Origin of the sequence: Streptomyces sp. CNQ085 (assembly GCF_022614595.1) — a bacterium.
In the GTDB taxonomy this organism is placed as follows: domain Bacteria; phylum Actinomycetota; class Actinomycetes; order Streptomycetales; family Streptomycetaceae; genus Streptomyces.
In genome coordinates this window covers 68699-88475 of record NZ_JAJFAU010000001.1, presented here as the reverse complement: position 1 = coordinate 88475, position 19777 = coordinate 68699, and the positions used below count along the sequence as shown (strand labels likewise).

The following is a 19777-nucleotide window of genomic DNA, read 5'->3' as shown; positions in this document are numbered from 1 at the left end:
ACCCGCCGTGGGAGGCTTCGGCGTGATCAGGGCGACTTGGTGTTCCATTGCCGCAACTGTGTTCACCCGTGAGAATTGGTGCGATGCCACGGAGGGAGGACCATGACCGTCGGCTTCGTCTCACCGCCGCCCGCCGAGACCCCGTCCCGCGCCGGACGCGTTCTCGAACCCGCCGAGTGGGCCGCCGCCAGGATCCCTCTGCTGCGCAGCCCACGCGAACTGGTCACAGGTCTGCATGCCCGCCACCGGCCCGGACCGGCCACCTCCGTCGTCGCGGTGATCGATCCGGACGAGCGGATCGTCGCCAGCGCATCGTTCTCCCGGGCCAACTCCGCTCCGGACGGCTGGGAGTGCCGCAACGTCCTGCTGTCCCAGCTGCGCAGGATCGTCCCGCACGACCTGCGCCGCCGCAGGCCCTCCCGGACCGCCGTCCTGCTGCGCTGCGGGGAGGACGGCCCGGGCCGGAGGGACGAGGACGGCGCGTGGATGTGGGGGCTGCGCGACGCCTGCATACTGCACGGCCTGCGGTGTGGGGCGTACATCACGCTGACCCGTACCGGCTGGCAGGTTCTCGGCGAGGACCGCGGGGGACGGCGGCCGTACGTCGGCGGCCCCGTCGCCTGGAGCGCATGGCCGGAAGACGGCGGCCCGGAAGACGGCCCGGAAGACGGAGCCCCGGAGAAGAGCCGCCCGGGGGGAGGGAGTTCCGGACCCTCTGGGACACGGCGGAGCACCACGGCCCGCTGACCCGCCAGGTGGCGGACCAGCGGGCCACGGGCCGGAACCTCCGGTTCAGAGCAGAGTGCGCAGCCGACCGGGATCGCCGCAGACGACCAGCCGCGCCCCCGTCCTGGCGAGAGCGGCGGGCAGCGCCTGGGCAGCCTGATCGTCCGTCCCGCCGTTGACCGCGAGCACGACGACCGGACGGCCGAGGGCGCGCTCCGCGGCCGACGCGTGGGCGTAGAAGACATCCTCGCCCTCGGCCTGCTGGCGCCAGTAGGCGTCCTCGCCGAAGGTGAGTTCGTGCTGCGCCCAGGGATGGTGCTCACCTGTGGTGAGCACCAGGACATCGGCGGGCGAACGGCCCTCGTCGAGCAGCCTGTCGACGGTCTCGTCCGCGACCTCGACCGCGGTGGCATCGGTGGCCTCGACGAGCTGGATCTGCGGTGCGGCCTTCCCCGGGGCCGCCTTCACATCCGCCGCGTCCGCCACGGGACGCGAGGGTCCGGCGTTACGCGTCGGCGCCGGCCTCCCGGGAACGGGACGGCTGCGGTCGGCCCGCTGCGGCGTCGGCCGGGGGCCGGGGACGGGTGCGGAGGGGCGGGGAACCTGCGGGGCCCGGGCGGTACCCGTGGCGTCGCGGGGGCCGGGGACATTCGGGTGAATCTTGGGCTCCTCGGAGCTGTGCGGCATGGGGTGTTGTCTATCAAACGCCGGTGCGGGACACGCCAGCGGGTTCGGAAAAAGATTCGGTTTCGAGTCAGAAGAGGCCGATCTGCTCGGTCCGCTCGACACGCATCCGTTTCAGGTGCCGCCAGCGCGGCAGTGCGTCCAGATACGACCACGACAACCGGTGGTGGGGAGTGGGCCCCAGCTCCTCGAGGGCGGCACGGTGGACGGGCGAGGGATAGCCGGCGTTGCGGTCGAAGCCGAACTCGCGGTGTTCAGAGCCCAGTTCGGCCATACGAGCGTCCCGGTACACCTTGGCGATCACGGACGCGGCGGCGACCGGGACACATGACAGGTCGCCCTTGACCACCGTGCGGACCCTCCAGGGAGCCCCCAGGTAGTCGTGCCTGCCGTCGAGGATCACGGCGTCGGGACGGACCGGCAGCGCCTCCAGCGCGCGTACGGCGGCGAGCCGCAGCGCGGCCGTCATGCCCAGCTCGTCGATCTCCTCCGCAGAGGAGTGCCCGAGCGCGTGGGCCGTGACCCAGTCGGTGAGCGACCCGGCGAGTTCGGCGCGGCGGGCCGGTCCGATGAGCTTGGAGTCCGTCAGCCCCTCGGGCGCCCTGCGCAGTCCGGTGACGGCCGCGCAGACGGTGACGGGCCCCGCCCAGGCCCCCCGGCCGACCTCGTCGACTCCGGCGACGACCTTCGCTCCGGTGGTGGCCCGCAGGGAACGTTCGACGCGGTGAGTGGGAGGCTCGTACGGCATGACGTCAGCCAGGGTACGCCCCACCGCCCGCGGGATGTTCCCCGGGGCCGGAGGGCACAGTCCCGCCCCACCGCCACGGCCCGGCACGGTACCGACGATGCCCTGCCAGGGCGCAGGCGTCGAGGCTCGGGCAGAGCGCCCGGGGCCTCACCGGAGCCTGCCGGGACGCCCGCGCGCCCCGGACATCCCGTACGTCTCCCCGGACTCCCCCGCGTAGGGTCCGGCATACGACTCGGGGGTGCACCAGCGCTCGAACGGCCGGTCCAGGTGGTAGCGCCCGTCCGTGCCCAGTTCCAGAGCCCGCACCTCCCCGTTGCCCGGATTGGACAGCGACTCGAACTCCGCGACCGTCCAGTGCAACCACCTCATGCAGAACAGCCGCATGGTCAGCCCGTGCGTCACCAGCAGCACGTTCGGCGGATGGTCGGAGGATTCGAAACTGCGCCACAGACTCTCCAGGAAGGCCCCGACCCGGTCGTAGACGTCCGCACCCGACTCCCCCTGCGCGAACCGGTAGAAGAAGTGCCCGTAGGCGTCGCGCGCCGCCTTCTGCCGCCGTACGTCCTCGCGGTCCTGCCAGTTGCCCCAGTCCTGTTCGCGCAGCCGGGGCTCCTCGCGCATCCGCACTCGCGTCGGGTCCAGGCGCAGCGCGCGGAGGGTCTGGTGGGTGCGGCGGTACGGCGAGACGTAGGCCGAGATCCGCTCGTCCCCGAAGAGTTCCCGCAGCCGCTCCCCCGCCGCCTCGGCCTGCCGGAATCCGCGTTCGGTAAGGCTCAGGGCATGGTCGGGCACCCGCTCGTAGACCGAGTCGTCGAAGTTCCCCTCCGACTCGCCGTGCCGGACCAGAACGATGCGCCGGGGTCGTGCCATGCCCCCACCCTAGGCGCGCGGAGGCCCCACAGCCCAACCACAGCCCAACCACAGCCCGGTCGCGGCCCTCGCGGCAACGCCCGACCGGCACCGGCACCGGCACCGGCATCAGACCGTCCAGGACGGCTCGAGATCGATCACGTCCCCGCCGACCGACGCGACATCCGCCCCCAGCTGGGCACGGAGCGCCAGCCGCTCGATCCGCTCCGTGCGGTACTTGCCGTGCTCCGCCGCCGAGTCCCACATCGACAGCACCAGGAACTCGTCCTCGGCCTGTGCCTGCGCGAAGACCCCCCGTAGCATCCCGGGCGACCCGGCCATCGCCGGGTTCCACACCTTCTCCTGCATCAGGGTGTAGTGCTCGATACGCTCGCGGCGCACCCGGCAGTGGGCGACACGCAGCAGGTCCGCGTCCGTGAACCGGGGTCGGAAACCCACCTTCACGTCGAAGCGGTACTCGAAGAGCCGGACCTGGACGTCCTTGTAGGTGCCGTTCTGCGACGCTGCCAGCCGGTCGTGGGAGCGTGCCATGAACGAGTCGTAGAAGGCCCGGCTCTCCCAGAAGCCGAACAGGTGCGCCACGCCCGGCCGGGACCGGCTCCAGCCCCCGCCCTGCGCCCGGAAGCCCGGTTCGCCGAGCAGACCGGCCCACTTCCGCTGCCCCCGCTCGAAGCCCCGTCGATCGACCACCGTGCAGCGCATCCACTTGACCAGCACCGCGCCATCGTACGGCCATACCGGTGACCGGCCGCACGGCATGTCACGGGCCTCGGAAGGCTCTCCCCCGAAGCCGCGCCGGAGATCCTCGACGAGCGGCTCGACGATCCGCGCCCGCCGAGCGTTCCTCCCACATGGCCCGGACCGCGCGCGATCCGGATGCCGTGGACAAACCACCGGACAGGCAGGAGAGTTGATGTGCTGTCATGGCGACCGCACCGCACCGGCCCCGGGTCGGGTGCGGTCGTGTACCGCAGTAGCTCAGTTCCTAGGAAGGGGAGCCCGGTGAGCAGTCCCAACAAGGGGGTGGAGAAGGTCGAGGTGGCGGTCAGGTGGGACCCCAGCCCCTCCGATTCCTCGCCCCACGACCTCGACATCATCGCCGCGACCTACACCGCGGAGGACCCGCACGGCGAGCCCGCGTACGTCGTGCACTTCGACAGCCGCTCGCCCGACGGCACCATCGACCTCAGCCGGGACAGCCGCACCGGGCTGGGGCTCGGCTACGACGAGATCATGACCCTGGAGCTCAGCCGGCTGGCCTCCTCCTACGTCCGGGTGGTCGTGGGCGTGGCGGTCCAGCAGCACAGCGGGCGCTGGACGTTCGGCGACATAGCGCGCACCGGCGTCCGGATCAGGGAGGGGTACGTCGAGCTGGCCGAGCACGACTTCTCGGGCGTGTCCGGTGCGACGGCCGCCACCGTCGCGGAGTTCACCCGCAACGGCACGGGCGCCTGGGAGTTCCGCGAGCATCTGCGCGGGTTCGACACCGACCCGGAGTCCTTCACCCGCCTCATGGGCGGCGCTCCCGTCTGACGGCCCGCCCGTCTCGCCGTCCCGCCGTGCGGCGGGGTGGGGTGGGGTGGGGAGACACCGGGCGGCCCGGAGGGCGCCGACCCGCTCCGGTCGGCGCCCTCCGGTCGTCCCGCGATGCCGCGGCGGGGCTCCGCCGCGGCATCGCGGGTCAGCTGCAGCCGCTGGTGGAGCCGCAGCCCTCGCACAGGTAGCAGCTGCCCGCGCGGCGCATCTTGGTGCCACAGGAGAAGCACAGCGGCGCGTCGGCGTTGAGACCGAGCTGCATCTCCACCAGTTCGGTGGAGCTGTGCGCCTCCTTCGGCGCCGGAACCGGCGCCTGCGGCTCGGGGGAGCTGCTCACCGTCTTGGGCGGCTCCACCTGGCGCGGGGCCGACTGGGCCAGGCTCTCGACGTCCAGCTCGTCGTCGGCGGGCTCGTAGGAGCCGGTCTCCAGGTGGCGCTGGCGCTCCTCGGCGGAGTGGATGCCGAGGGCCGAGCGGGTCTCGAAGGGCAGGAAGTCCAGCGCCAGACGGCGGAAGATGTAGTCGACGATCGACTGCGCCATCCGCACGTCCGGGTCATCGGTCATACCGGCCGGCTCGAAGCGCATGTTGGTGAACTTCGAGACGTAGGTCTCCAGCGGCACGCCGTACTGCAGGCCCACCGAGACGGCGATCGAGAAGGCATCCATCATGCCCGCGAGGGTCGACCCCTGCTTGGACATCTTCAGGAAGACCTCGCCCAGCCCGTCGTCCGGGTAGGAGTTGGCGGTCATGTAGCCCTCGGCACCGCCGACGGTGAAGGAGGTGGTGATACCGGGCCTGCCCTTGGGCAGACGCTTGCGCACCGGGCGGTACTCGACGACCTTCTCGGCCCTGGACTGCCGTTCCTCGCCCTTGCCCTCCCTCTTCTTGGCGGAGAGCGGCTGGCCGACCTTGCAGTTGTCGCGGTAGATCGCCAGCGCCTTCAGGCCGAGCTTCCAGCCCTCGAAGTAGATCTCCTCGACCTCCTCGACGGTGGCCGACTCGGGCATGTTCACCGTCTTGGAGATCGCGCCGGACAGGAACGGCTGGGCGGCGGCCATCATCCGCACGTGCCCCATCGGTGAGATGGAGCGCTCGCCCATGGCGCAGTCGAAGACCTCGTAGTGCTCCGGACGCAGCCCCGGGGCGTCGATGACGTTGCCGTGCTCGGCGATGTGCTCGACGATCGCCTCGACCTGCTCGGGCTGGTAGCCGAGCCGCTTGAGTGCCTTGGGGACGGTGTTGTTGACGATCTGCATCGAGCCGCCGCCGACCAGCTTCTTGAACTTGACCAGGGCCAGGTCGGGCTCGATGCCGGTAGTGTCGCAGTCCATCATCAGACCGATGGTGCCGGTGGGAGCCAGCACGGATGCCTGGGCGTTGCGGAATCCGTTCTTCTTGCCCAGCCGGAGCACGTCCTGCCACGCCTCGGTGGCCGCGGCCCACACCGGGGTGTCCAGGTCGTCCATGCGCTTGGCGCCGGTGTTGGCGTCGGCGTGCTGCCTCATGACGCGCTGGTGGGCGTCGGCGTTGCGGGCGTAGCCCTCGTACGCGCCGACGACCGCGGCCAGTTCGGCGGAGCGGCGGTAGGAGGTGCCGGTCATCAGGGAGGTGACCGCACCGGCCAGGGCGCGTCCGCCGTCGGAGTCGTAGGCGTGGCCGGTGGCCATCAGCAGGGCTCCGAGGTTGGCGTAGCCGATGCCCAGCTGGCGGAAGGCGCGGGTGGTCTCACCGATCTTCTCGGTGGGGAAGTCGGCGAAGCAGATGGAGATGTCCATCGCGGTGATGACCAGCTCGACGATCTTCGCGAAGCGCTCGGCGTCGAAGGACTGGATGCCGGCGTCGTCGTCGCGCAGGAACTTCATCAGGTTCAGCGAGGCCAGGTTGCACGAGGAGTTGTCCAGGTGCATGTACTCGCTGCACGGGTTGGAGGCGGTGATGCGGCCGCTCTCCGGCGAAGTGTGCCAGTGGTTGATGATGTCGTCGTACTGGATGCCGGGGTCGGCGCAGGCCCAGGCGGCCTCGGCCATCTTGCGGAACAGCGCCTTGGCGTCGACCTCCTCGATGGCCTCGCCGGTCATCCGGGCGCGCAGGCCGAACTTCGACCCCTCCTCGACGGCCTTCATGAAGGCGTCGTTGACGCGGACGGAGTTGTTGGCGTTCTGGTACTGGACGGAGGTGATGTCGTCGCCGCCCAGGTCCATGTCGAAGCCCGCGTCGCGCAGGGCGCGGATCTTCTCCTCCTCCTTGACCTTGGTCTCGATGAACGCCTCGACGTCGGGGTGGTCCACGTCCAGGACGACCATCTTGGCCGCGCGGCGGGTGGCGCCGCCGGACTTGATCGTCCCGGCGGAGGCGTCGGCGCCGCGCATGAAGGAGACCGGGCCCGAGGCATTGCCGCCGGAGGAGAGCAGTTCCTTGGAGGAGCGGATGCGCGAGAGGTTCAGGCCCGCGCCGGAACCTCCCTTGAAGATCATCCCCTCTTCCTTGTACCACTCCAGGATCGACTCCATGGAGTCGTCGACGGAGAGGATGAAGCAGGCGGAGACCTGCTGGGGCTGGGCGGTGCCGACGTTGAACCACACCGGGGAGTTGAACGAGAACACCTGGTGGAGCACGGCGTGGGCCAGCTCGTGCTCGAAGATCTCGGCGTCGGCCGGGGAGGCGAAGTAGCCGTGCTTCTCACCGGCGGCGCGGTAGGTCTTGACCACGCGGTCGATCAGCTGCTTCAGGCTGGTCTCGCGCTGGGGGGTACCGACCGCGCCGCGGAAGTACTTGCTGGTGACGATGTTGACCGCGTTCACCGACCAGAAGTCGGGGAACTCCACGCCGCGCTGCTCGAAGTTGACCGAGCCGTCGCGCCAGTTGGTCATGACGACGTCACGGCGCTCCCAGACCACCTCGTCGTACGGGTGCACCCCGGGGGTGGTGTGGATGCGCTCGATCCGCAGACCCTTGGCGGCCTTGGTCCCCTTGGACCGGGCCCCTCGTGCCGGGTCGCTCGTCGTCTCTGTCATTCCGCCTCCCTGTACAGGCATAACGCCCTGACACACCCCGCACTTCCCGGGGTGTGGTGTTCGTTTCGATGGCCGGAGCACGACGCGCTCCGGTCCGGTCCGTGTGGGGCCGCTCAGTCTCCGGCGGCCAGTGGCGCGGGCGGAGCGGCGGGGCTTTCGCCGCCTCCGCCGTCGCTTCCGTCTCCGGTCCTCCCGGGACCGCTGCGGCCCCCGGCTCCCGCGGCCGTGGTTCTGCCCGGCGCAGCGTCGCCTCCGCCGGCACGGTCACCGCCCGCCGGCGTCCGTTCCCCGCGCAGCTCGGCGATCGCGGCCTCGAAGTCCTCCAGCGAGTCGAACGCCTGGTACACGGAGGCGAAGCGCAGGTACGCCACGAGGTCCAGTTCGCGCAGCGGACCGAGTATGGCCAGCCCGACATCGTGCGTGGACAGCTCGGCGCTCCCGGTGGCGCGCACCGCCTCCTCGACCCGCTGGCCCAGCTTGGCGAGCGCGTCCTCGGTGACCGGACGCCCCTGGCATGCCTTGCGCACCCCGGCGATCACCTTGTCCCGGCTGAAGGGCTCGGTGACCCCGCTCCGCTTGATGACCATCAACGACGCGTTCTCCACCGTCGTGAAGCGGCGCGAGCAGTGCGGGCACTGGCGGCGTCGGCGGATCGCGGTGCCGTCGTCGGTGGTGCGACTGTCGACGACGCGGCTGTCGGGGTGCCGGCAGAAGGGGCAGTGCATCGCTTCCCACCCTCCTTCACCCTCGATGGCGCAGCATGAGCGGCGCAGCGGAACAGCGTTGGACACACGTTCGGGTACCCAGTGGGCGGACCCCGAAAGCGGCCACCAGCATAGGTGATGCCCGCCGCCCTCCAGGACCAGGGGACCACAACTTCTGGGTGGCCGTCGAATATCTAACCACTACATCTGGTAGCTGCCCGACGAACACGCCATGCATGCCGGAAACGCCGGAGCGGCAAACGCACGAGAGGCTACCGTAGCGATCGCAGGCGATTCGCAGTCCCTACACCGGCCTCATCAATCACGTCAGCTAATCTGTGGAATTTCACTCGAACGTGTGTTTGGCGCAACCTTTCGAAAGCACATACCGTTGTCCAACCAGGGAGAACCGCTCGAGAGGGGCCGACGTGACCACCACAGCAGAGAGCAGCACCATCACCGCACGGGACCGGGCCGACCGTGTGCGGGAGGCAAACGCCGTTTCCGGCGCGCCCGACAGCACGGACGACGGTGCGGAGGCTCTCAGGCCCACCCGCTCCCTGCCCGGCCGCCCACCGGGAATCCGAGCCGACAGCTCCGGGCTGACTGACCGGCAGCGCCGGGTGATCGAGGTGATCCGCGACTCGGTGCAGCGCCGCGGCTACCCGCCGTCGATGCGGGAGATCGGACAGGCCGTCGGCCTGTCCTCCACCTCCTCCGTGGCCCACCAGCTGATGGCCCTGGAGCGCAAGGGCTTCCTGCGGCGCGACCCGCACCGCCCCCGCGCCTACGAGGTGCGCGCCTCGGACGCGCCCACCAGCCAGACCACCGACACCACCGGCAAGCCCGCCGCCTCCTACGTCCCCCTGGTCGGCCGGATCGCCGCCGGAGGCCCGATCCTCGCCGAGGAGTCGGTAGAGGACGTCTTCCCGCTGCCCCGCCAGCTCGTCGGCGACGGCGAGCTGTTCGTGCTCAAGGTCATCGGCGACTCCATGGTCGACGCGGCGATCTGCGACGGCGACTGGGTCACGGTGCGCCGCCAGCCGGTCGCCGAGAACGGCGACATCGTCGCCGCCATGCTGGACGGCGAGGCGACCGTCAAGCGCTTCAGGCGCGAGGACGGGCATGTGTGGCTGATCCCCCACAACGCCGCCTACCAGCCGATCCCCGGCGACGAGGCCACCATTCTCGGCAAGGTCGTCGCTGTGCTGCGGCGCGTCTGACGCGCCACAGCACGGCACCGGCCGCGCGGCGGCCGGAAGGGATCGCCCCGGGATCACTGCGCCGGTCCCGGGGCCCGGCTCTTCCCCGTGCTCCCGGTGTTCCGGCAGGGGTTCACAAACCCGGGAGCGGTCGGGGGCCGGACTCTGCCCACCCGCCGCCCCGTCCTGTCACCCCACTGTGCTGCCCCGCCCTACGCGCTCTCCCTGACCGCGGCGTCGATGGCCGCCAGTGAACGGCGCACCTGGTTGCGGTCGGTGGTGTACCAGAAGTCGGGCATCGAGGCCCGCAGGAAGCTCCCGTAGCGTGCCCGGGCCAGCCGCGAGTCCAGTACCGCGACCACGCCCCGGTCTCCCGTCGCCCGCACCAGACGGCCCGCCCCCTGTGCCATCAGCAGCGCGGCGTGGGTGGCCGCCACCGCCATGAAGCCGTTTCCGCCTGCCTCCTCCACGGCCTTCTGCCGGGCGCTCATCAGCGGATCGTCGGGGCGCGGGAACGGGATGCGGTCCATCACCACCAGCTGGCAGTTCGGGCCCGGCACGTCCACGCCCTGCCACAGCGACAATGTCCCGAACAGGCAGGTCTCGGCATCCGCCGCGAAGCGCCGGATCAGCTCGCCCAGGGTCTCCTCGCCCTGCAGCAGTACGGGTACGTCCAGCCGCCCGCGCACTTCCTCGGCCGCCGCCTGGGCGGCCCGCATCGAGGAGAACAGTCCGAGGGTGCGTCCCCCGGCCGCTTCCACCAGCTCGGTCAGCTCGTCCAGCATGTCGCCGCGGCTGCCCTCCCGGCCGGGCGGTGACAGGTGCTGGGCGACGTAGAGGATGCCCTGCCTGCGGTAGTCGAAGGGCGAGCCGACGTCCAGTCCCCACCACTGCGGGTCCCCGGCGCCCGCCTCCGCCGCGTCGCTCCCGTTCCCCTCGTCCCCGCCGACGGCACCCGCGCCGCCGGCCTCCGTGATCCGTCCCCCGGCGCTCAGCCCCAGGGAGGCGCCCACCCCGTCGAAGTCCCCGCCGAGCTTGAGCGTGGCCGAGGCCAGCACCACCGACCGGTCCTCGAACAGCTTCTCCCTCAGCAGTCCGGAGACCGCCAGCGGTGCGACCCGCAGCGAGGCTCCGTAGCGGTCGTGGCGCTCGTACCAGACGACGTCGTACTCCGAGCCCTGCACGATGCGCTCGGCGACCGCGTGGACGTTCTCCACCGAGGCCTGGGCCTGGCGGCGGACCGCGTCCTCGTCCTGGACGGACCGGTCACGGGTGCTGCCCAGAGCGGTGATGACCGCGCGGGCCGCGTCGCGCAGCGCCGTCAGGGCGTATCCGAGGTCCTCGGGGATCTCCTCCAGCCGGCCCGGCAGCGCCAGCTCCATCAGCCGCTCGAAGCCCTCCGCGGCCGTCTGCAGCCGGTCGGCCTCCTTCTCGTCGACAAGTTTGGCCGCACGGCGCACCGCCCGGTTGACCCCGCCCGGCGTCAGCTCGCCGGTGGCCACCCCGGTGACCCGGGAGACCAGTTCGTGCGCCTCGTCGACGATCAGGACCTCATGGCCGGGGAGCACCGGCGCACCCTCGATGGCGTCGATGGCCAGCAGCGCGTGGTTGGTGACGATCACCTCGGCGAGCTTGGCCCGCTCGCGCGCCGCCTCCGCGAAGCACTCCGCCCCGTAGGCGCAGCGGGTGGCGCCCAGGCACTCCCGCGAGGAGACCGACACCTGGGACCAGGCGCGGTCGGAGACGCCCGGGGTGAGGTCGTCGCGGTCACCGGTCTCGGTCTCGTCCGCCCAGTCCCGCAGCCGCAGCAGGTCCTTGCCCAGCCGGCTGGTGGGGGCCGCGGCCTCGAAAGGGTCGAACAGACCGTCCTCGTCGTCCTGCGGCACCCCCTCGTGGAGGCGGTGCAGGCACAGGTAGTTGGAGCGTCCTTTGAGCATGGCGTACTCGGGACGGCGGCGCAGCAGCGGGTGGAGGGCCTCGACCGTACGCGGCAGGTCGCGTTCGACCAGCTGCCGCTGCAGGGCGAGCGTCGCGGTCGCGATGACCGTGCGTTCCCCGTGCGCCAGGGCGGGCACCAGGTATCCCAGCGACTTGCCGGTCCCGGTGCCCGCCTGGACCAGCAGGTGGACGTTGCTGTCGATGGCCTCGGCCACGGCTTCGGCCATGGCCACCTGGCCGGATCGCTCGGTGCCTCCGACGGCGGCGACGGCGGCGTGGAGGAGGTCGGTGAGGGCGGGCTTGGTCATAGGACCGCCACCTTACGCGGCGGCGCCGACAGCCGTACCCGGTACGGCCCACAGCCCGCCCGGGAAGTCACGGGAGGGGCCGCGGCGTCCGGTCTCGGACCACCACGGCGGCCCGTTTGCCCGGGAGGTCGGTCTCGGCGGCCAGCCGGAAGCCCGCCCGCAGGAAGGCCGCGATGGACGGGGCATTGCGGATGTCGGGCTCGGCGACGACGCGGCCGCAGGCCGGACGCCGGTCCAGGACGAGGTCCGAGACCGCCCGCAGCAGCACCGTGCCGACCCCGCGTCCCCGGTCCGCCGCGCTGCCGATCAGCAGATGCAGCCCGGTGTCGTGCGGGCGCACCGGGTGGTACCGGGCGAGCGGGTCGAGATCGGCGCGGTAGACCTCCCAGTAGCTCATGGGGACGCCGGAGAGCACCCCCAGACACGGTACGCTGCGCCCGTCGCCGCCGGTCTGGGCGCGCAGATGCGCGGCGGTGGTGCCGGCGGGGCCTGCCAGGTGCCAGAAGGCCGCCACCGCGGGGTCGTTCATCCAGGCGGTGATCAGCCGCAGGTCGCGTTCGACGCGGACGGGAACGAGCCGGAAGACACCGGCGGCCGTGATGACCGGCCCCCAGTCGGCGACGCCGTCCAGCAGACCCGCCCGCGCCCGGGGCGGCCCGGAGGGCGGTCGCGGGCCGGGAGCGGCGGCGATCGGCGGGACCGCCGCGCCCGACGGGACGCGTACGGCAGCGGGCGCGGTGGCGACCGTGGACACGGCGGGAGCGGGGCAGGCCTGTGGAACACCGGTGGTCATGGTGGTATCTCCTGTGAGGTTCAGGGCTTCACCAGGGGGTTGGTGACGGTGACATAGACGGACTGGGTGTCCACCGGCCCGGCCAGCTCGTCCAGCCCGTGCAGCCGGGTGAGGAGGTTGGCCTTGCACCGCAGGACCGGGGAGTGAAGCAGGAGGGCGGGCAGCGATGAGCTGGGGGCGCCGTCGCCGGGGCGGTCGGCGTCGGTGAGGAAGCGGCGCAGCGCGGCGAGCAGCAGTTCCTCCTCGGCCAGCCCCTGGGAGCCGAACGCCCCGATCAGACCCAGTACGTTGTTGACGCCCAGGTAGTAGGCGAAGCGCTCGTCGGCGACCTCGTCGGCGACGAAGGTGTCGCTGTCCGCGCCGATGCCCGGCAAGCGCCTCCGGAGCGCCTCCCGGTGGGACTCGCGGAAGTAGTAGCCCTGGTTGTCGCGGTAGCGGCCGCCAACCGGCCAGCCGTCGCCGTCGAGCAGGACCACGGTGTTCTGCTGGTGCGCCTCCAGGGCGATACCCGCCTCGGCGTCCAGCCACAGCACGGGGTGCACGACGGTGTGGAGGTAGCGCAGGAACCACTCGGCGGCGACGGTGGCCACCGGCCGTCCCGTACGGGCCGCGAGCCGGGTGACGACATCGGCCAGCCGGGAGCGGAGCGCGCCGCGGGGATCGCCGGGCCAGGGCCGGGGGGAGGTCAGCCCGGCCAGGCACACGGCGTCGCCGCCGGGCCCGAAGGGGTTGTGCCGGATGACGGTGTCCAGCCCGGCCACCGGCTTCCCGGCGCCGTCGTCGACGGCCAGCCAGGCGGGGTCGCGCACGATGTCGAAACCCGGACGGCCGGGGAAGGCGGCCCGCCAGCGCGCGCCCAGGCCGGTGCGCAGCAGCCGGTGCACCTCCACTCCGCGGCGCAGCTCCTTGCGGAGGTTCTCCCGGCGGGAGTTGGTGATCCGCATGCCCAGCGAGAGCTTGAGCATGGCGGGTACGCCGGGCCGGTGGACGGTGCGCACGGAGGAGGTCGGGTGCCACGGGTCGCCGTGCGGGCCGAGGTCGTGCAGCAGACCGGCCTCGAGCAGAGCCGTGACGGCGGGGCGGTGCCGCACCTCTCGGGCCTGCCAGGGGTGCAGCGGAAGGGGGACCGTCCCCTCGGGCAGACGCAGCCCGGGCCCGGCCAGCTCGGCGGCGATCCGTTCGGCGGGCACGATCCGGCCGCGGTCGGTCCAGGCGGAGTCGGAGGCCAGGACGGAGCGGTCGACGGCCACCCAGTGCAGGGGGAAGGCCCCGCGCAGTTCCGGGGACCAGGCGCGTGCCTCGGCCCCGGTGACGCCCTCGCGGCTCTTGGGCACCGGGTGCAGCGGGTGCCCGAGGATCAGGGACTGCTCGCCGTCCAGGAACGGGTCGGCGGTGGGTGGTGCGTCGGGACGGGCCCGGCGGTCGGCGAGGAAGACGGCGGTACGGCCCACGGAGTCGGCTACCCGGCCGACCAGCTCCGTGCCCTCTCCCCTGGCGGCTCCCGGGGCCGTGGGCCCGCGGTGCGCGGCCTCCCTCGCCAGCAGGGCGGCCAGCGTCACCGCGTCGAGGGGGGCGGTGCCGGGCGCGGCGCCCTCCAGGGCGGGTGGGCCGAAGCGGTGCCAGCCGGCGGCGGACCAGTGGTGGAGCGGCACCCGCAGCACCAGACCGCAGGAGGCCAGCGCGACGCGGAGGACGGCCCCGCCGGGCCGGGGCAGGTCGTTCTCCCGCACCCAGCAGCGCAGCAGGTTCTCGGCGGCCGCGGCGTCGGCGGCCACGAACGGGTCGGAGTGTTCCAGCGGGTCGCCCGCCCTCCGCTCACCGGCGTACTGCCGGGGTACGACGGGCCCGGCGGGCTCCGCGAGTGCGGCATCCGCGGCGGGTGCGGCGGGTGTGGTGGGCCGCCCTCCCGCCGGGTCCGCCGCCTCCTGCGTCGTCATCCCGTCCGGAGCGGGACATGCGTTCACGGAAGTCTCCCTGGGCGTGAGGGCACCGCACCGGTGCGTGGTCGTCCGGTTACCGTGGCACGGCGCTGCCGGCGCAGGCGGCACCATGCCTCCGCCCGTACCAACGACGGCGCCCCCGCCGGATCACGGCCGGGGACGAGATCGCAGCCTCCCGGGCGAGGTCGCGCCGCACGGCGTGTTCTGGGCGGCCTGGGCCGCAGACGGCCGAGCACTGGATCTCCAACGGTGCCGAGACGGGCGGTCCGGGCCGCCTCGCAGGACTTCGCCGTGCTGCGGATGGAGGCCGAGGGCCTCCTGGAGGGCGTCAGCGGGAAGTCCGCCGGCGGGCCCCGAACGAAGACGCGGCATACCGAGGCCCCGCCGCCCCGAGGGGGCGACGGGGCCTCGTGCACACGGATGTGCGGGCGCCCGGTGGTCAGACCATGGCCATCGGGCTGCGCACCATGTCGCTGCCGGGCACCGGCTCGGAGGGGTCGCTGCCCAGCTCCACGATGCGGTTGTCGGCGTCGACGTGCACCACCGCGGGCCGGTGGGAGCGGGCCTCGGCGTCGTCCATCTGCGCGTAGCTGATGAGGATCACCAGGTCCCCGGGGTGGACCAGGTGCGCGGCCGCGCCGTTGATTCCGATCACCCCGGAGCCGCGCCGCCCCTCGATGACATAGGTCTCCAGGCGGGCGCCGTTGGTGATGTCGACGATGTGGACCAGCTCTCCGGGCAGCAGGTCGGCGGCCTCCATCAGGTCCGCGTCAATCGTGACGGACCCCACGTAGTGGAGATCCGCCTCGGTGACCGTGGCACGGTGGATCTTCGACTTGAACATGGTGCGCAGCACGGTGCCGACTCCTCGAAGGTGGGTAGGGTCGCGCTCCCGGGGCAGGATGCGCGCCGTCCCGCCCATCGTACGGCCGCGCCCCCGGCCACCCGGTGGAGCGTGACCCGGATCACGGTCGGTCGGCCGCCGTCTCCCGTGGCCCGCGGCGCGGACTCCAGCACCGCGGATAACGCCCCCTGACCGGCCACACCACCGGGGACAGCGCGCACCAGGCCGCCGAAACCGCCACCGGAAGCCTCTCACGCAGCCGTGCGGCCACCGAGATACCGTCCAGACCGGGCAGATCGATGTCGAGGACCATGATGTCGGGCCCGTGCCGCAGGGCCGCCTCCAGCGCGGACAGGCCGTCGGCCGCCTGCCCCGCGACCTCGATGCCCGGTTGTCCGTCCGGGATCTCCGCCGGGTCCGCCCGCACCACGTGCATGTCCTCGGCGACCAGCACTTTGATCGTGGGATCAGTATGCCCGTACGGCATCCGGCCCCGCACAGCCTCGGGCCCGCCCCCTGGAGAAGGGGGCGGGCCCGGTTGCGCGGTGCCGGAAGGCGCGTGCGGCGCCGGGGTCAGGCCGTCGTGCCCGCGGTGGCGTACGCCCTGAGTTCGACCGCCAGCTCCTCGTGAACACGGGTCGCGAGCAGCGTGCCGCCCTCGGTGTGTTCCTCCGAGATGATCTCCCCCTCGGCGTGGGCCCGGGAGACCAGGTCGCCGCGGGTGTAGGGCACCAGCACCGTCAGCTCCACGGCCGGGCGCGGCAGCTCCCGGTCGATCAGCTCCAGCAGCTCGTCGACACCCTGCCCGGTACGGGCGGAGACGGCGAGGGCGCGCTTCTCGGCGCGCAGCAGCCGCGCCAGGGTCAGCGGATCGGCGGCGTCCGCCTTGTTGACCACCACGATCTCGGGCACGTCCACCGCGCCGACGTCCCGGATCACCTCGCGCACGGCGGCGAGCTGCTCCTCGGGGGCCGGGTGCGAGCCGTCCACCACGTGGAGGATCAGGTCGGAGTCGGCGACCTCCTCCATCGTGGAGCGGAACGCCTCGACGAGGTGATGCGGCAGATGGCGCACGAAGCCGACGGTGTCGGCCAGGGTGTACGCGCGCCCGCCGGGGGTCTCGGCGCGGCGTACGGTCGGATCAAGGGTGGCGAACAGCGCGTTCTCCACCAGCACGCCCGCGCCCGTGAGGCGGTTGAGCAGCGAGGACTTGCCCGCGTTGGTGTATCCGGCGATGGCGATCGACGGTACCTTGTTGCGGCGCCGCTCCTGCCGCTTGACGTCGCGGCCGGTCTTCATCTCCGCGATCTCCCGGCGCGTCTTCGCCATCTTCTCGCGGATCCGCCGCCGGTCCGTCTCGATCTTGGTCTCACCGGGACCACGGGTGGCCATGCCGCCGCCGGAGGAACCGGAGCCGCCGCCGCCCATCTGCCGGGACAGAGACTGGCCCCAGCCGCGCAGCCTGGGCAGCATGTACTGCATCTGCGCCAGCGCCACCTGGGCCTTGCCCTCGCGGGACTTGGCGTGCTGGGCGAAGATGTCGAGGATCAGGGCGGTGCGGTCCACCACCTTGACCTTGACGACGTCCTCCAGGTGGATGAGCTGGCCGGGGCTGAGCTCACCGTCGCACACGACGGTATCGGCCGCCGTCTCGACCACGATGTCGCGCAGCTCCTGCGCCTTGCCCGAGCCGATGTAGGTGGCCGGGTCCGGCTTGTCGCGGCGCTGGATCACCCCGTCGAGGACGAGCGCGCCGGCGGTCTCGGCCAGGGCCGCGAGCTCGGCGAGGGAGTTATCGGCGTCCTGCGCGGTGCCGGAGGTCCACACGCCCACGAGCACCACGCGCTCCAGGCGCAGCTGCCGGTACTCGACCTCCGTGACGTCCTGGAGTTCGGTGGACAGGCCCGCGACACGGCGGAGAGCGGCGCGCTCGGAGCGGTCGTACTGGTCACCGTCGCGCTCGCCGTCGATGTCGTGGCTCCAAGCGACGTCCTCCTCCATCAGGGCGTCGGCTCGGCGGTACGTCTCGGCGAGGCGCTGGCCGTTCTGCGGGAGGGAGGAAGAGAAGGTCAAGTGAGTCCTTACGTCGTTGGAGTGAAGGTATCCGGGTCAACGTGTACGGCGCCCGGAACATTCCCGTCGGCACGAGTGCGAGCAGGGGCCCGGAGGCGGATCCGGGCCGCAGCCCGCCCCGGACATGAAGATGGTGGCACGGCGCGGCCCGGCCGTCACCCGGTTTGTGCGGCGGCCCGCCCTTCCGGCGGACCGGGCTCCCCCGAGCGGGTTCCTCAGGGCTGGGTCCGGGTGGCCCGGACGACGTCGTAGACGCCGGGCACCTCCCGCATGGCCCGCATCAGCCTGGGCAGCTCACCGGCGTCCTCCAGGCGCAGGGTGTAGGTGTGCCGCACCCGGTGCTCCCTGGGCGGCTCGACCTCGGCGGAGACCACGGCGACCCCTTCCGCCGCGATGGCCTCGGTCAGGTCGGCCAGGAGGTGCGGGCGGCTCAGTGACTCGGCGTACAGCGTCACCCGGCAACCCGCGCCGGAGTCCTGCCACCGCACGGCCACGGTCCCGCGGCCGGCCGCGGTCATCCGGGCCACGGTGGGGCAGCCCTCCCGGTGGGCGGTCACCGCACCGCCGCGTACCGCGAAGCCGACCACGGCGTCGGGCGGCACCGGTGTGCAGCAGCGGGCCAGCCGCACGGGGGCGCCGGGCAGCCCGGCCACCGCCGCGGGCCTCTCGCGGGGCCGCGCGGCCCGTCCGGGGGCGCCGGGCGCGGAGGCAGGGGCCGCGGGGGCGTGCGTGGTCGCCCGGGCTCCGGCCGGAGGGCCCGGCCGGGTGTCCCCGTCCGCGTCCTCCGCTCGCTCGCCCCCCTGCGCGCAGGCGTCGAGCCAGGTGCGGATGGCGATCCGCGCGGTGGGGGTGCGGGCGTGTTCGAGCCACTGCGGGGAGGGGCCGGAGGTGCCCTCGGAAGCCATCAGCAGCTGCAGCGAGTCCCCGTCGCTCAGTACGGTGCCCAGCGCCGCGAGCCGTCCGTCCACCCGGGCGCCGACCAGGGCGTGCCCGGCCGCGCCGTAGCGGGCGTAGGCGGCGTCCACGCAGGTGGCGCCCGCAGGCAGGTGGAGGGCCGCTGTCCGGCCGGGGCCACCCGGGTCGGTGCAGAAGACGGTGATCTCGCGGTCCTGGGCGAGATCGTCTCGCAGCTCGGCCCAGAAAGTGTCCGGATCGGGTGCGTGGCTCTGCCACTCCAGCAGCCTCTCCAGCCAGCCGGGCCGGGTGGGGTCGGCGCGGCCGTCGTCCGCGGCGGCCGCCTCGTCGTGGGGGTCGGAGGAGTGGCCGGGGGCCCCGTGCGGGTCACCGAGGGCGATCACCCCGGCCTCGGCGACACGGTGCATCCGGCGGGTGCGGACCAGGACCTCGGCCATCCGCCCCCCGGTGTCGGCGACGGCGGTGTGCAGCGACTGGTACAGGTTGAACTTGGGTACGGCGATGAAGTCCTTGAACTCCGACATCATCGGCGTGAAGCAGGTGTGCAGCTCTCCCAGGACGGCGTAGCAGTCCGCGTTCTCGGCGACCAGGATCAGCAGCCGCCCGAAGTCGCAGGGCCCCAGCTCGCCGCGTTTGGCGCGGGCCCGGTGGACGGAGAGGAAGTGCCGCGGCCGGATGAGGACCTCCGCGGCGATGCCCGCCTCGCGCAGTACGGCACGCACCGATTCGGCGATCTCGGCGAGCGGGTCGGCGCCGGCGTTGTGCTCGCGGATCAGCTCCCGGGTGCGGTCGTACTCCTCCGGGTGGAGCACGGCGAAGGCCAGGTCCTCCAGTTCGGTCTTGAGCGCCTGTACGCCCAGCCGCTCGGCCAGCGGGATCAGCACGTCACGGGTGACGCGGGCGATCCGCGCCTGCTTCTCGGGCCGCATCACCCCCAGGGTGCGCATGTTGTGCAGCCGGTCGGCGAGCTTGATGGACATCACCCGCACGTCGCTGCCGGTGGCCACCAGCATCTTTCGGAAGGTCTCCGGCTCGGCGGCGGCGCCGTAGTCCACCTTCTCCAGTTTGGTGACGCCGTCGACCAGGTAACCCACCTCCTCGCCGAACTCCGCCCGCACCTGCTCCAGCGTCACATCGGTGTCCTCGACGGTGTCGTGGAGCAGGGAGGCCGTCAGGGTCGTGGTCTCGGCGCCGAGTTCGGCCAGGATCAGGGTGACGGCCAGCGGGTGGGTGATGTAGGGCTCGCCGCTCTTGCGCGTCTGCCCCCGGTGCGAGGACTCCGCCAGCACGTAGGCGCGGCGCAGGGTGTCGAGGTCGGCGCCGGGGTGGTGGGCGCGGTGCGCCTTGGCCACGTGTTCGATGGCGTCGGGGAGGGCGTGTCGGGACGACGGACCCAGGAGGGCCGCACGACCGAGCTTGCGAAGGCTCCGTACTGCGCTCATGGCACCTCCCACTGCCTCGGGGGGCTTGATCCTACCGA

Annotated in this window: 16 protein-coding genes; 3 read left to right on the top strand and 13 right to left on the bottom strand. The window is 72.5% G+C overall.

Annotated features, from left to right (window positions below):
• Positions 1 to 102 precede the first annotated feature (102 nt).
• Positions 103 to 747 carry a hypothetical protein gene (locus LJ221_RS00435; RefSeq protein WP_241712637.1) on the top strand — a complete coding sequence of 215 codons (645 nt, stop codon included), beginning with the start codon at positions 103 to 105 and terminating at the stop codon, positions 745 to 747.
• A 45-nt stretch (positions 748 to 792) separates the two neighbouring features.
• Here the strand turns inward: LJ221_RS00435 and LJ221_RS00430 are convergent, their stop codons facing one another.
• From LJ221_RS00430 to LJ221_RS00415, 4 genes are all read right to left on the bottom strand, one after another.
• Entirely contained in the window at positions 793 to 1212 is a 420-nt protein-coding gene (locus LJ221_RS00430; protein ID WP_308314686.1) for a hypothetical protein, read from the bottom strand.
• 268 nt (positions 1213 to 1480) lie between these two features.
• On the bottom strand, positions 1481 to 2158 hold the full coding sequence (locus tag LJ221_RS00425) for a ribonuclease HII (RefSeq protein WP_241712635.1): 678 nt from the start codon (positions 2156 to 2158) through the stop codon (positions 1481 to 1483).
• 147 nt (positions 2159 to 2305) lie between these two features.
• A complete protein-coding gene (locus tag LJ221_RS00420) occupies positions 2306 to 3028 on the bottom strand; it encodes a histidine phosphatase family protein (RefSeq protein WP_241712634.1) in 723 nt (240 codons plus the stop codon).
• A gap of 108 nt (positions 3029 to 3136) precedes the next feature.
• Positions 3137 to 3745 carry a YdbC family protein gene (locus tag LJ221_RS00415; protein WP_241712633.1) on the bottom strand — a complete coding sequence of 203 codons (609 nt, stop codon included), beginning with the start codon at positions 3743 to 3745 and terminating at the stop codon, positions 3137 to 3139.
• Positions 3746 to 4030: 285 nt separating this feature from the next.
• Here LJ221_RS00415 and LJ221_RS00410 point away from each other — a divergent pair, with 285 nt between their 5' ends.
• A complete protein-coding gene (locus LJ221_RS00410; protein ID WP_241712632.1) occupies positions 4031 to 4561 on the top strand; it encodes a TerD family protein in 531 nt (176 codons plus the stop codon).
• Positions 4562 to 4709: 148 nt separating this feature from the next.
• Here the strand turns inward: LJ221_RS00410 and LJ221_RS00405 are convergent, their stop codons facing one another.
• Positions 4710 to 7580, bottom strand: coding sequence for a vitamin B12-dependent ribonucleotide reductase (locus tag LJ221_RS00405; RefSeq protein WP_241712631.1), 2871 nt, complete (start codon positions 7578 to 7580; stop codon positions 4710 to 4712).
• 113 nt (positions 7581 to 7693) lie between these two features.
• Positions 7694 to 8305, bottom strand: coding sequence for a transcriptional regulator NrdR (gene nrdR, locus LJ221_RS00400; RefSeq protein WP_241712630.1), 612 nt, complete (start codon positions 8303 to 8305; stop codon positions 7694 to 7696).
• Positions 8306 to 8712: 407 nt separating this feature from the next.
• On the opposite strand from nrdR, the gene lexA reads away from it, so the two are divergent.
• Positions 8713 to 9507, top strand: a complete 795-nt coding sequence (gene lexA, locus LJ221_RS00395) for a transcriptional repressor LexA (protein ID WP_241712628.1) — start codon at positions 8713 to 8715, stop codon at positions 9505 to 9507.
• A gap of 191 nt (positions 9508 to 9698) precedes the next feature.
• On the opposite strand, the gene LJ221_RS00390 is transcribed toward lexA, so the two are convergent.
• From LJ221_RS00390 to LJ221_RS00360, 7 genes are all read right to left on the bottom strand, one after another.
• Positions 9699 to 11732: an ATP-dependent DNA helicase gene (locus LJ221_RS00390; protein ID WP_241712625.1), complete on the bottom strand. Its 2034-nt coding sequence runs from the start codon at positions 11730 to 11732 to the stop codon at positions 9699 to 9701.
• 67 nt (positions 11733 to 11799) lie between these two features.
• Positions 11800 to 12525 carry a GNAT family N-acetyltransferase gene (locus tag LJ221_RS00385; protein WP_241712624.1) on the bottom strand — a complete coding sequence of 242 codons (726 nt, stop codon included), beginning with the start codon at positions 12523 to 12525 and terminating at the stop codon, positions 11800 to 11802.
• Between the two features lie 20 nt (positions 12526 to 12545).
• Entirely contained in the window at positions 12546 to 14489 is a 1944-nt protein-coding gene (locus LJ221_RS00380) for an IucA/IucC family siderophore biosynthesis protein (RefSeq protein ID WP_374228333.1), read from the bottom strand.
• A gap of 415 nt (positions 14490 to 14904) precedes the next feature.
• Positions 14905 to 15321 (bottom strand): aspartate 1-decarboxylase, encoded by a 417-nt coding sequence (gene panD / locus LJ221_RS00375; RefSeq protein ID WP_241712621.1) that lies wholly within the window; start codon positions 15319 to 15321, stop codon positions 14905 to 14907.
• Positions 15322 to 15430: 109 nt separating this feature from the next.
• Positions 15431 to 15796: a response regulator transcription factor gene (locus tag LJ221_RS00370; RefSeq protein ID WP_241712618.1), complete on the bottom strand. Its 366-nt coding sequence runs from the start codon at positions 15794 to 15796 to the stop codon at positions 15431 to 15433.
• Positions 15797 to 15882: 86 nt separating this feature from the next.
• Positions 15883 to 17382: a GTPase HflX gene (gene hflX / locus LJ221_RS00365; RefSeq protein WP_241712616.1), complete on the bottom strand. Its 1500-nt coding sequence runs from the start codon at positions 17380 to 17382 to the stop codon at positions 15883 to 15885.
• A gap of 215 nt (positions 17383 to 17597) precedes the next feature.
• Positions 17598 to 19739: a bifunctional (p)ppGpp synthetase/guanosine-3',5'-bis(diphosphate) 3'-pyrophosphohydrolase gene (locus LJ221_RS00360; protein WP_241712615.1), complete on the bottom strand. Its 2142-nt coding sequence runs from the start codon at positions 19737 to 19739 to the stop codon at positions 17598 to 17600.
• Positions 19740 to 19777 lie beyond the last annotated feature (38 nt).